The organism is Microbacterium sp. Leaf436 (assembly GCF_001424715.1).
Taxonomy (GTDB): Bacteria; Actinomycetota; Actinomycetes; order Actinomycetales; family Microbacteriaceae; genus Microbacterium.
Window position 1 is genome coordinate 466,765 of the sequence record NZ_LMRB01000003.1, and the last position, 12,845, is coordinate 479,609.

Here is a 12,845-nt window from a genome sequence, read left to right on the forward strand (position 1 = left end):
TATGCCGCGGCGTGATCACATTTCGCTGTGCGCGTACGACGACCCGACCTCGCTGTGTGTCTGCAAGCGATGTCGGCGGCCCCGATTACGCTGGGAGATCGTGACGTCCGAGTACTCCGCCCATCATCTGCAGGTCCTCGAGGGCCTCGAAGCCGTGCGCAAGCGCCCGGGTATGTACATCGGCTCGACCGACTCCCGGGGCCTCATGCACTGCCTGTGGGAGATCATCGACAACTCCGTCGACGAAGCCCTCGCCGGCCACGGCACGCGCATCGACATCGTGCTGCACGCCGACGGCAGCGTCGAGGTGCGCGACCGGGCCCGTGGCATCCCCGTCGACGTCGAACCGCGCACCGGTCTCACGGGCGTCGAGGTGGTCTTCACCAAGCTGCACGCCGGAGGAAAGTTCGGCGGCGGCTCGTACGCGGCCTCGGGGGGACTCCACGGCGTCGGCGCCTCGGTCGTGAACGCGCTGTCGGAACGACTCGACGTCGAGGTCGACCGCGCCGGCAAGACCTACGCGATGTCGTTCCACCGCGGCGAACCGGGCCGGTTCGCGGGCGACACTCCCGACTCGGCCTTCACTCCGTTCGAGCGCAGCAGCGAGCTGAGGGTCATCGGCAAAGCCCCGCGCGGGGTGACCGGAACCCGCATCCGGTACTGGGCGGATCGGCAGATCTTCACCAAAGACGCGGCCTTCGGCCTCGATGATCTCGTGCAGCGCGTGCGCCAGACGGCCTTCCTCGTGCCGGGCCTCGAGATCGTGGTGCTCGACGATCGTGCCGAAGAACGCGTCGAGACCAGTTACCGCTTCGACGGCGGCATCTCGGAGTTCGCCGAGTTCCTCGCCCCCGACGCCGCGGTCACCGACATCTGGCGGCTGACGGGGACCGGATCGTTCACCGAGACCGTCCCCGTGCTGCAGCCCGGCGGCTCCATGGTGCCCACCGAGGTCGAGCGCGCGTGCGAGGTCGACATCGCCGTGCGCTGGGGCACCGGTTACGACACCACCAGCCGTTCCTTCGTGAACATCATCTCGACGCCCAAGGGTGGCACGCACCAGCAGGGCTTCGAGCAGGGCCTGATGAAGGTGCTGCGCGCACAGGTCGAACAGAATGCGCGCAAGCTCAAGGTGGGCAACGACAAGGTCGAGAAAGACGACCTGCTCGCCGGTCTCACGGCCGTGCTCACGGTGCGCCTGCCCGAGCCGCAGTTCGAGGGCCAGACCAAAGAGGTGCTCGGCACCCCCGCGGTGCGACAGATCGTGGCATCCGTCGTCACCCAGGAGCTCACGGCGCTTTTCGCCTCGCCAAAGCGCGACGACAAGGCGCAGACGGCCCAGCTGCTCGAGAAGATCGTCTCCGAGATGAAGGCCCGCATCTCGGCGCGCACGCACAAAGAGACCCAGCGCCGCAAGAACGCCCTCGAATCGTCGTCGCTGCCCGCGAAGCTCGTCGACTGCCGATCGAACGACGTCAACGATTCCGAGCTCTTCATCGTCGAGGGCGACTCGGCCCTGGGAACGGCGAAGCTCGCCCGCAACAGCGAATACCAGGCGCTGCTGCCGATCCGCGGCAAGATCCTGAACACGCAGAAGGCATCGATCAGCGACATGCTGTCGAACGCCGAGTGCGCCTCGATCATCCAGGTGATCGGCGCGGGGTCCGGGCGCTCGTTCGACCTGAGCGCGGCGCGCTACGGCAAGATCATCCTCATGAGCGACGCCGACGTCGACGGGGCGCACATCCGCACCCTGCTGCTGACGCTCTTCTTCCGGTACATGCGACCGCTCGTCGAAGAGGGCCGCGTCTACGCCGCGGTGCCGCCCCTGCACCGCGTCGTCGTCATGAATCCGGGTACCAAGCCCAACGAGACGATCTACACCTACAGCGAGCAGGAGCTCCACGCCCTGCTGACGAAGCTCAAGCGCAGCAACAAGCGCTGGCAGGAGCCCGTGCAGCGGTACAAGGGCCTCGGCGAGATGGATGCCGACCAGCTCGCGACCACGACCATGGACCGGGCGGGCCGCATGCTGCGCCGTGTTCACGCCGAGCACATCGAGCAGGCAGCCGAGGTCTTCGACCTGCTCATGGGCAGCGACGTCGCTCCGCGCCGGGAGTTCATCATCGAGTCGAGCGACCGCCTGGCACGGGAGCGCATCGACGTCTGAGTGTCGGACGACGCCTCGTCAGCCCGTCGTGGACCAGACGGCGCGCGCCGTGCGGCGCGGCGCCGTCGGCGCGCGTCAGCGGATGGCGGTGCCGATCGCGCCGATGACGGCGTCGAGCGGCTGACCCGACGCGTCGCGCTTCGCGCCCGCCTCGGGCAGAGCCCGCACGGCACCATCGGCGCCGACGGCGCGGGGATCGGTGCCGACCCAGGCCAGCACGAGGGCGTCTTCGCCGCGCAGCAGGCGCTGCGCGCGCACGCCACCGGTGGCACGGCCCTTCGCCGGGTACTCGGTGAACGCCGAGACCTTCGCGCTGCCCGCATCGGTGCCGGGAAGGGCGGCCGAAGAACCCGCGACGGTGACGACGACCGCGTCGAACGCCGACGCCCCCACGACCGCGAAGGCGATGACGTGAGCGCCGTCCGCGAGCCGGATGCCGGCCATGCCCCCCGCGGAACGGCCCTGGGGGCGCACCGACGAGGCTTCGAAACGCAGCAGCTGCGCGTCGCTCGCGACGAAGACGAGCTCGGCGTTGTCTCCCGCGGGTGCGGCGCCGACGACGCGGTCGCCGTCGCGCAGCGAGATGATCTCGATGTCGGGCTTGGTACCCAGCTCGCTCGCGGCGACGCGCTTGACCACGCCCTGCGCGGTGCCCAGTGCGATCATGGGGCCCCCGACGAGGGGGACGAGTGCGACCACCGTCTCGCCCTTGGCGAGGGTGAGGTACTGCTCCACCTTCGTGCCGGCGGCCACCTGCACGGCGTTGGCCGGGACCGAGGGAAGGTCGACGGGAGAGAAACGCACCAGGCGCCCCGCCGAGGTCACGGCACCGATGTCGCCACGCGTGGTCGTGTCGACCGACGAGCGGATCGCGTCGTGCTTGGACCGACGGGCCGGGGGCACCACCCCGCCGGCGGGCGCGTCGGCGATGAGCTCGGCGCGCACCATGCGACCGGTCGACGAGAGGTAGACGCGGCACGGGGCGTCGGCGATCTGCAGGTCGGCGGCGGCGGCTGCGGCAGCACGGGCCGACCGGGGTTGCACCGGCCCGCCGTTGAGCAGCATCGTGCGCCGGGGCGTGCCGTACGCCTCGGCGGCGGCATCGAGTTCGGTCGCGACCAACTGTCGCAGGAGCGTCTCGCTGCCGAGCAGTTCGACCAGCGCGGCGATCTCGGCGTGCAACTGATCGCGCTCAGCCTCGAGCTCGATGCGCGAGAACTTCGTCAGGCGCCGCAGGCGCAGCTCGAGGATGTACTCGGCCTGCAGATGTGAGAGGTCGAAGACCTCCCGCAGCTTGGTTCGAGCCTGGTCGCCGTCGTCCGAGGAGCGGATGACCTGGATGACCTCGTCGATGTCGAGGATCGCGATCAGCAGGCCCTCGACCAGGTGCAGGCGTTCGCGCTTGCGCGCCAGGCGGTACTCGCTGCGGCGCGTGACCACCCGGATGCGGTGCTCGATGTACACGCGCAGCATGTCGCGCAGCCCCAGCGTCTGCGGCTGACCGTCGACGAGGGCGACGTTGTTGATGCCGAACGAGTCCTCGAGGGGGGTCAGCCGGTACAGCTGCTCGAGCACGGCCTTCGGGTCGAAACCGGTCTTGATGCCCACGACCAGGCGCAGACCGTGGTTGCGGTCGGTGAGGTCGGTCACATCGGCGATGCCGGTGAGCTTCTTCGCCTGCACGGCGTCTTTGATCCTCTCGATGACCCGCTCGGGTCCGACCAGGTAGGGCAGCTCGGTGAAGACGATGCCCGTACGCCGGGGGCCCAGCGACTCGATCGACGCCTTCGCCCGGGTGCGGAAGCTGCCTCGGCCGTTCGTGTAGGCGTCCTTGATGCCGTCCAAGCCCACGATGATCCCCCCCGAGGGGAGATCGGGGCCCGGGACGAACTCCATGAGCTCCTCGACCGTGGCATCCGGATTCTGCAGCAGGTGCGTGGCCGCCCCCACGACCTCGATGAGGTTGTGGGGCGCCATGTTGGTCGCCATGCCCACCGCGATGCCGGTCGCACCGTTCACGAGCAGGTTCGGGAAGGCGGCGGGGAGCACCTCGGGCTGCTGGAACTGGCCGTCGTAGTTGGGGATGAAATCGACGACGTCCTCGTCGAGGTTCTCGGTCAGCGCCAGGGCGGCCGCGGCCAGACGGGCCTCGGTGTAACGGGGAGCTGCGGGGCCGTCGTCGAGTGAACCGAAATTGCCGTGACCGTCGACCAGCGGCACGCGCAGCGAGAACGCCTGCGCAAGGCGCACGAGCGCGTCGTAGATCGGGGCGTCGCCGTGGGGGTGCAGCTTTCCCATCACCTCGCCCACGACACGGGCGCTCTTCACGTGCCCGCGGTCGGGCCGGAGCCCCATCTCGGCCATCTGGTACAGGATGCGCCGCTGCACGGGCTTCAACCCGTCACGCGCGTCGGGAAGGGCGCGCGAGTAGATGACCGAGTAGGCGTACTCGAGGAAGGACCCCTGCATCTCGGTGGAGACATCGACGTCTTCGATGCGCTCGGTCACGGGGGCGGAGGAACGGGAATCGGGCATAGAGGAGGTCTCGGGTCGGGCGGGCGTCCGGATCGGACGGGGATCGGAGCCGTGTGGAAGACTTGCTCCGATGTCACTCAGCCTACCGGCGGACCCGCCGCGCTCCCGGAGCCTCACCGGTGTGGTGACGCAGACCATCGCCGCGTTGTCGGGGGAGTCCGACTGGCTCGCCCCCGCGCGCAGTGCGATCGTGTTCGTCGTCGACGGCCTGGGCAGCCACAACCTCGCCGCGCGTCGCGGACACGCGCGCTTCCTGTCGTCGGCGGGCGGGCGTCGCGACGTCGCGCGCACGGTGTTCCCCTCGACCACCGCCGCCGCCCTGACGAGTCTTTTGACCGGCACCGACCCCGGTGTGCACGGCATCGTGGGCTACCGCGCCCGCGTCCCGGGCACGCGCACCGCCCCCAACCAGCTGCACGGCTGGGAGACCGACGGCCTCGATCCGCACACGTGGCAGCGCAGCCGGCCCCTGCTCGAGCAGCGCGTCGACGCGGGGCACCCGTGCTTCGTCGTGTCGCGCCCGGCCTACGCCGGAACCGGCTTCACCGAAGCGACGCTGCGCGGCGCCGAGCTCGTCTCGTCGAACGACATCGACGAACGCGTGCGCCTCGCGGCCGACTTGGCCGCCCGGCATGCCGGAGCCCTGGTGTACCTCTACGCCCCGGAACTCGACACGGCGGGCCACCGCGACGGCTGGGAGTCGGATCGCTGGACCGACGCGCTCGAGACGGTGGATACCGCCGCCCGCCGCCTCGCCGAGTCGATCGACGCGGGCACCGGCGTGCTCGTGACCGCCGACCACGGCATGGTGGACGTCCCCGCGCACAAGCACGTGCTGCTGCGCGACGGCGACGAGCTGCTCGACGGCGTCGACCTGGTCGGGGGCGAACCCCGCATGCTGCACCTCTACGCCGACGAGGGGCGAGCGGATGCCGTGGATGCGGCCTGGAAGGCCCGCGAGGCGTCGCGCGCCTGGGTGCTGACCCGCGACGAGGCGATCGCGGCGGGCCTGTTCGGTCGGGTCGACGACGAGGTACGGGAGCGGATCGGCGACGTCGTCGTCGCGGCGCGCGGTCGCTTCGCCTACTACGACGACCGCGAGGCCGACAAGCGACCCCAGCGCATGATCGGCCAGCACGGCTCGCTGACCGAAGAGGAACGCACGGTGCCGCTGCTGCGCCTCGGCGCCTTCGCCTGAGCCGTCTCGCGCGGGCGGGGTCCCGGCATCCGCCCGCGCACCATCCGCGTGCGGGACCGGGGAGAGAGCGTCAGCTCTCGTCGGTGCGCGCCCCGAACACGATCTCGTCCCACGACGGCATCGACGGGCGCCCCTTGGTGCGCCGCGCGGAATCCGCCGACGACGAAGACGAACGATCCGGGTCGGCGGGGGAGTCCGCGTCGGTGGACGGCGTCGGCTCGACCGCGTCGAACAGCGACACCGGGGGGCCCGACGGACGCCGCTCCGGCGACGGCTCGCTCTCGGTCATGCCGGGGAGCGGTTCGCGCTGCCCACGACGACGGCGCAGGGCCTCGAGCAGGTCGGCCGTCTCCGACGAGGCGACCGGGGCGTCGGGAGCGCGATTGATGGCCGCGGCCTGCACGGCGGGGGCGATGGGGCCGGTGCCTTCGACTCCCGGCTCGTCCTCGATGTCGAGGCGACGGGGACCGAACGACCCGCTGTCGAAACGCGAGTCGTCCTTCGAGACGGTGTCGAGGGCGCGGAGGCGCGGGATGAGCCCCTCGGGGAGCGACCCCTGCCGTGAGAGCTGGATGGCGTCGGCGTTCTGCGGCGACAGGCTGCTGCGGCGCGGGTCGAAGCCCCACCGCGCGTCGTGGTCGATGCCGTTGGCCGTGAATTCGAGCTTCACCAGCCAGCTCGAACCCTCTTTCCAGCTGGTCCAGCGCTCGGCCGAGGCACCGGCCTCGCCGAGCTTGGCGCGCACGGCCGCACCGAAAGTGATGGGGGCGTCGTGCTCGAGGGCACCGCCGAGCAGCACCGGGACGGCCAGGGCCTGACCGACGACGTGCTCGCGCTCGGCGAGGACCGGGCGCTCGAAACGCTCGACGTCTTCGACGCGGGCGTTCAGCAGGGTCGCCACCTCGCGGGCCGACATCCCGGCGCGGATGTGCGCCTGGATCTCGCGGGGGCTGGGGCGCGGGGCACGGTCGTCGTCGCTGCGATCACGACGGGCGCGGCGCGCCTCGGCGCGCAGCACGTCGTCGAGCGGCAGCGCGAAGCGCTCGCCCGCCTGAGTCGCGACGACGAGGACGTCGTCCTCGGTGCCGATGACTTTGAGCTGTTCCATGCGAAACACCCCTCCGATCTGCGGTCGAGGCCCATGCTGACACGCTCGCCGCGTGGTTCCGGGAATATCGCGGGCGCGCCGCGAGTTTCACGCCTCGCCCAATACGCAACCCGTCCCCCGAGCATTTGCTTATCGAGGTCGGGTCATGCAAACTATGGCCGCCCGATCGGGCACCCGATGGGGCACAGCACCACAAAACACTGGAAGTAGAGACCTGCACGCATGGCAACGGATTACGACGCACCGCGCAAGACCGAGGACGACAGCGAGTCGATCGAGGCCCTCAAGGAGCGCGTGCCCGACAAGGCGTCGGGGTCGATCGACAACGAGGACGCCGACAACCCTTCGGGCTTCGAACTGCCCGGCGCCGACCTCTCCGACATCGAGCTCGATGTCGTCGTTCTCCCCGCTCAGGAAGACGAGTTCACCTGCATGAACTGCTTCCTCGTGAAGCACCGCTCCCAGATCGCAGAAGAGAGCGGCCCCGGCTTCATCTGCCTGGAGTGCGCAGCCTGACCTGAGCACGCTGGATCGCCGCCACCAGGCGATCCGGCGTGCGGGTGGACACCACCCACGACGGGGTCGGATCGTCGGGGTCGGTCACGGGAATCGTGACGACACCGTCGACACCACCCCGGATGACGTGCCAGGCCCGGTGGTCGAGACCACTCCCGCGGGCCGTGCGCGCCTCTTCGGCGGCCACGCCGACGGGGGTCCCCAAGAACTCCACCGGGATGTGGCCGCGACCCGCGCGCAACTCGCCGTCGCGGATCTCTACGACGGGGGAGATGGCGACGAGACCCACCACGATCGCCACAGACACCAGGAGCCCGATGAACAGGGCCAGCGTGGTGTCGAGCGGTGAGAACACCAGGGCGGCCATGGGGCCGCACACGGCGGCGGCGACGAGCGCCCAGAGCGACGGGCTCAGACGCTCTCGATAGTCGGCTGCGGTGCGGATGCCGCACCCCCTCTTCTGCATTACCCTCGTGGGGTGACCGAAACGGTGGACGTCCCAATTGTCGCATCCGAGCCCCCGGTCTTCGCCCACCCCGGCGACGCCGGTGCCGACCTGATCGCCGCCGAGGCCGTGCGCCTGCAACCCGGGCGCCGCGCACTGGTGTCCACCGGCGTGCGCATCGCCCTCCCCGAGGGCCACGCGGCCTTCGTGGTGCCCCGCAGCGGGCTCGCTGCGAAGCACGGCATCACCGTCCTCAACTCCCCGGGCACGATCGACGCCGGGTACCGCGGCGAGATCAAGGTGGCCCTGCTGAACACCGACCTCGACGAGGCCTATGACATCGCGGTCGGAGACCGCATCGCCCAGCTCATCGTGATGCCCGTCCCGCCCGTGCGCTTCGTCCCCGTCGACGAACTTCCCGACAGCGTGCGCGGCGACGGCGGTTTCGGATCGAGCGGATACCAGAGCCTTCAAGGGAGCACACGATGACCGACAACGACCAGCCCGGCACAGACCAGCCCGGAACCGAGGTCGTCACGGCGGCCAAGAGCGCCCCGGCCGATCGCGACAGCGCCGGCCCCTTCGACGAATCCGAAGCGAACCCGGTACGCCCCTACATCGACCTGGGCGGCATCAAAATCCTCCCGCGCGAAGGACTCAACCTGCGCCTCGAGGTCGAGGAGCAGACCAAGCGCATCGTGGCCGTGGGCCTCGACTACTCCGAGTCCACCCTGCAGGTGCAGCCCTTCGCGGCCCCGCGCACCAGCGGCCTGTGGGAAGAGACGCGCGAGCAGATCCGACAGCAGGTCAAGCAGCAGGGCGGCCGCGTCGAGGAGCGCGAGGGCCCGCTGGGTCCCGAGCTGCTCGCCGAGGTGCCGGTCATGGCCGGCACCGACGGCTCTGCCAAGCGTCTGGCCCGCTTCGTCGGCGTCGACGGCCCGCGCTGGTTCCTGCGCGGGGTTATCGGGGGAGCCGCGACCTCCGACGTCGCGGCCGCCGCCGCGGTCGAAGACCTCTTCCGCTCGATCGTCGTGGTGCGGGGCACCTCGCCCATGCCGCCGCGCGATCTGATCCCCCTCCGGATGCCGGCGACCCCCGGCACCGCATGAGCGACGACTCGCCGCGCCCGGCGCACGACGACGCCCGCGTCCCCCTCGAGCCGCCCTCGGCCGCAGACAGCGTCGGAGCCGCGCTGGGGAACGCCGCGCGTCGCGCGGGCCTCGACCCCGCGAAGCACAGCTCCACCGGCGCTGCCGTGTGGTCGGCGATGGGCGGGTGGCGCGGCATCCTGGAATCGGTGCTGCCGTCGCTGGCGTTCGTCGTGCTGTTCACGGTCACGATCGATCCCGAGACGCGCCAGGGCAACCTCTGGGTGAGCCTCGGGGTGTCGGTGGGTCTCGCCGTGGTCTTCACGCTGGCGCGCCTCATCGCGAAGTCTCCGCCCAGCGCCGCCATCGGCGGTCTGCTCGCCACCGCGGGCGCCGCGATCCTGGCCCTGGTGACGGGCCGCGGTCAGGACAATTTCGTGCTCGGGTTCTTCACCAACGGCGCGTACGGCACGGCCTTCCTGGTGTCGGCCCTCATCGGCTGGCCGCTCATCGGTCTCGCGGCGGGCTACCTGCTGGGCGAGGGCACGGCGTGGCGGGCGGACCGCCGCAAGCGTCGGGCCTACACCTGGCTCTCGATCGCCTGGGCGGCGCTGTTCGCGGCGCGCCTGATCGTGCAGCTCCCGCTGTACTTCGCCGGCGACGTGACCGCGCTCGGCACGCTGAAGATCGTCATGGGCCTGCCGCTGTTCGCCCCGATGCTCGCCGTGACGTGGCTCGTGGTGCGCGCTCTCACTCCTCGCCGAGAGTCCTGATAATATCTTGACATCAAGATAAATCCGTCGCCCCAGACGGTTAGGTCGACCTTCCTGGCATCGACGTCTCCGCGCGGGGAAGATGGGAAACTGCGGGTCTACGCCTGCGCATTCGCCGACGAAGGAGACGATCGTGTCCACGGTTGACAGCTTCGGTGCCAAGAGCACCCTGACGGTCGGCAGCACCGACTACGAGATCTTCCGCATCGACACGGTCGCCGGTTACGAGAAGCTCCCGTTCAGCCTCAAGGTGCTGCTCGAGAACCTGCTCCGCACCGAGGATGGCGCGAACGTCACCAAGGAGCAGATCCAGGCGCTCGGTTCGTGGGTCCCCACGGCCGACCCCGACACCGAGATCCAGTTCACGCCGGCACGCGTGGTCATGCAGGACTTCACCGGTGTGCCCTGCATCGTCGACCTCGCCACCATGCGCGAGGCCGTCACCGCCCTGGGCGGCGACCCCAACAAGATCAACCCGCTCTCGCCCGCCGAGATGGTCATCGACCACTCGGTCATCGCCGACCTGTTCGGCAGCGAGAACGCCCTCGAGCGCAACGTCGAGATCGAGTACGAGCGCAACGGCGAGCGGTACCAGTTCCTCCGCTGGGGCCAGACGGCCTTCGACGACTTCAAGGTCGTCCCCCCGGGAACCGGCATCGTGCACCAGGTCAACATCGAGCACCTGGCCAAGGTCGTCTACGATCGCACCGTCGACGGCGTGCTGCGCGCGTACCCCGACACCTGCGTCGGCACCGACTCGCACACCACGATGGTCAACGGCCTGGGCGTGCTCGGCTGGGGCGTCGGCGGCATCGAGGCCGAGGCGGCCATGCTCGGCCAGCCCGTGTCGATGCTCATCCCGCGCGTCGTCGGCTTCAAGCTCACCGGTGAGATCCCCGCCGGGGTCACCGCGACCGACGTCGTGCTCACCATCACCGACATGCTGCGCAAGCACGGCGTCGTCGGCAAGTTCGTCGAGTTCTACGGCGAAGGCGTCGCCTCGGTGCCGCTGGCCAACCGCGCCACCATCGGCAACATGAGCCCCGAGTTCGGCTCGACGGCCGCCATGTTCCCCATCGACGACGTCACCCTCGAGTACCTGCGCCTCACCGGCCGCGACGAGCAGACCGTCGACCTTGTCGAGGCGTACGCCAAAGAGCAGAAGCTGTGGCACGACCCGTCGCGCGAACTGTCGTTCAGCGAGTTCATCGAGCTCGACCTCTCGACCGTCGTCCCCTCGATCGCGGGCCCGAAGCGCCCGCAGGACCGCATCCTGCTGTCCGAGGCGAAGTCGCAGTTCGAGAAGGACATCCTGAACTACGCCGACGCGTCGGTCTCGGACTCGATCGTCGACCTCGAGGTCGACGGCACCTTCCCCGCCTCCGACCCCGGTTCGGTCCCCGGCGAAGAAGAGGAAGACGTCACCGACAGCGAGGTGCTCATCTCGTCGGGGCACCCCGTCAACGCCTCGAACCCGGTGCGCGTGACGACGCCCGACGGGCAGTCGTACCTGCTCGACAACGGCGCCGTCACCCTGGCCGCCATCACGTCGTGCACCAACACCTCGAACCCCTCGGTCATGATCGCGGCGGGCCTGCTCGCCAAGAACGCCGTCGACAAGGGCCTGAAGCGCAAGCCGTGGGTCAAGACGACGCTCGGACCGGGCTCGAAGGTCGTCACCGACTACTACGAGAAGTCGGGCCTCGACAAGTCGCTCGAGGGCCTCGGCTTCTACACCGTCGGCTACGGCTGCACGATCTGCATCGGCAACTCGGGTCCGCTCATCGAAGAGGTCTCCACGGCCGTCAACGAGCACGACCTGGCCGTCACCGCGGTGCTCTCGGGCAACCGCAACTTCGAGGGTCGCATCAGCCCCGACGTGAAGATGAACTACCTGGCCTCGCCGCCGCTGGTGGTCGCCTACGCGCTGGCCGGCTCGATGAACTTCGACTTCGAGACCGACGCGCTCGGCACCGACCAGAACGGCGAAGACGTCTTCCTGAAGGACATCTGGCCGGCCCCCGACCAGGTGCAGTCGATCATCGACGCGTCGATCTCGCGTGAGCAGTTCATCACCCAGTACGCCACCGTCTTCGAGGGCGACGAGCGTTGGAAGAACCTGCCCACCCCGACCGGCCCGACCTTCGAGTGGGACGCCGACTCGACCTACGTGCGCAAGGCTCCGTACTTCGAGGGCATGACCATGGAGCCCGACGCCGTGCGCGACATCAGTGGCGCGCGCGTCATGGCGACGCTCGGCGACTCGGTCACCACCGACCACATCAGCCCGGCCGGCAACATCAAGGCGGGCACGCCCGCCGCGCAGTACCTGATGGACCACGGTGTCGCGCAGAAGGACTTCAACTCCTACGGCTCGCGCCGCGGCAACCACGAGATCATGATCCGTGGCACGTTCGCGAACATCCGCCTGAAGAACGAACTGGTCGCCGCCGTCAACGACGGTCAGATCATCGAGGGCAGCTACACGCGCGACTTCACCCAGGCCGGTGGCCCGCAGACGTTCATCTACGACGCCTGCATGAACTACCAGGAGCAGGGCACCCCGCTCGTCATCTTCGGTGGCAAGGAGTACGGCTCCGGCTCGTCGCGTGACTGGGCGGCCAAGGGCACGAACCTCCTCGGCGTGAAGGCCGTCATCACCGAGAGCTTCGAGCGCATCCACCGCTCGAACCTCATCGGCATGGGCGTCGTCCCGCTGCAGTTCCCCGCCGGCGAGAGCTGGAAGACCCTGGGTCTCGACGGCACCGAGATCGTCTCGATCGAGGGCCTCGAGCAGCTCAACGAGGGCGTCACGCCCAAGACGGTCAAGGTCATCGCGACCCCGAGCGAGTTCTCTCCCGAGGGCAAGCAGCCGATCGAGTTCGACGCGGTCGTGCGCATCGACACCCCCGGTGAGGCCGACTACTACCGCAACGGCGGCATCCTGCAGTACGTGCTGCGTTCGCTGGTCTGACACACCCGCACCGTCGTGCCCCGGGAGCCTCGCTCCCG

10 protein-coding genes are annotated in these 12,845 nt (G+C 69.7%); 7 read left to right on the forward strand and 3 right to left on the reverse strand.

Annotated features, from left to right (window positions below):
• Positions 1-97 precede the first annotated feature (97 nt).
• Positions 98-2,170, forward strand: a complete 2,073-nt coding sequence (locus tag ASG45_RS11140; RefSeq protein WP_156459437.1) for a DNA gyrase/topoisomerase IV subunit B — start codon at positions 98-100, stop codon at positions 2,168-2,170.
• Between the two features lie 75 nt (positions 2,171-2,245).
• Here the strand turns inward: ASG45_RS11140 and ASG45_RS11145 are convergent, their stop codons facing one another.
• Positions 2,246-4,705: a DNA gyrase/topoisomerase IV subunit A gene (locus ASG45_RS11145; protein ID WP_055837208.1), complete on the reverse strand. Its 2,460-nt coding sequence runs from the start codon at positions 4,703-4,705 to the stop codon at positions 2,246-2,248.
• Between the two features lie 70 nt (positions 4,706-4,775).
• On the opposite strand from ASG45_RS11145, the gene ASG45_RS11150 reads away from it, so the two are divergent.
• A complete protein-coding gene (locus ASG45_RS11150) occupies positions 4,776-5,903 on the forward strand; it encodes an alkaline phosphatase family protein (protein WP_055837211.1) in 1,128 nt (375 codons plus the stop codon).
• Between the two features lie 70 nt (positions 5,904-5,973).
• On the opposite strand, the gene sepH is transcribed toward ASG45_RS11150, so the two are convergent.
• On the reverse strand, positions 5,974-7,011 hold the full coding sequence (gene sepH / locus ASG45_RS11155; protein WP_055837214.1) for a septation protein SepH: 1,038 nt from the start codon (positions 7,009-7,011) through the stop codon (positions 5,974-5,976).
• Between the two features lie 222 nt (positions 7,012-7,233).
• Between sepH and ASG45_RS11160 the strand changes: the two genes are divergently transcribed.
• Complete coding sequence (locus ASG45_RS11160) at positions 7,234-7,527, forward strand: DUF4193 domain-containing protein (protein WP_055837222.1); 294 nt, start codon at positions 7,234-7,236, stop codon at positions 7,525-7,527.
• On the opposite strand, the gene ASG45_RS11165 is transcribed toward ASG45_RS11160, so the two are convergent.
• The gene (locus ASG45_RS11165; RefSeq protein WP_055837225.1) at positions 7,502-7,993 is read right to left on the reverse strand and encodes a DUF3093 domain-containing protein; all 492 of its coding nucleotides are present in this window, start codon (positions 7,991-7,993) and stop codon (positions 7,502-7,504) included. The genes ASG45_RS11160 and ASG45_RS11165 overlap by 26 nt on opposite strands.
• 12 nt (positions 7,994-8,005) lie before the next feature.
• On the opposite strand from ASG45_RS11165, the gene dut reads away from it, so the two are divergent.
• The 4 genes from dut (at position 8,006) to ASG45_RS11185 (ending at position 12,807) form a co-directional block, all read left to right on the forward strand.
• Positions 8,006-8,461 (forward strand): dUTP diphosphatase, encoded by a 456-nt coding sequence (gene dut / locus ASG45_RS11170; protein WP_055837227.1) that lies wholly within the window; start codon positions 8,006-8,008, stop codon positions 8,459-8,461.
• A complete protein-coding gene (locus ASG45_RS11175) occupies positions 8,458-9,081 on the forward strand; it encodes a DUF3710 domain-containing protein (RefSeq protein ID WP_055837231.1) in 624 nt (207 codons plus the stop codon). Before dut ends, ASG45_RS11175 begins: the two co-directional genes overlap by 4 nt.
• Complete coding sequence (locus ASG45_RS11180; protein ID WP_055837234.1) at positions 9,078-9,833, forward strand: DUF3159 domain-containing protein; 756 nt, start codon at positions 9,078-9,080, stop codon at positions 9,831-9,833. The genes ASG45_RS11175 and ASG45_RS11180 overlap by 4 nt, the downstream gene beginning before the upstream one ends.
• A 133-nt stretch (positions 9,834-9,966) precedes the next feature.
• On the forward strand, positions 9,967-12,807 hold the full coding sequence (locus ASG45_RS11185; RefSeq protein WP_055837237.1) for an aconitate hydratase: 2,841 nt from the start codon (positions 9,967-9,969) through the stop codon (positions 12,805-12,807).
• The last annotated feature ends 38 nt before the right edge of the window (positions 12,808-12,845 follow it).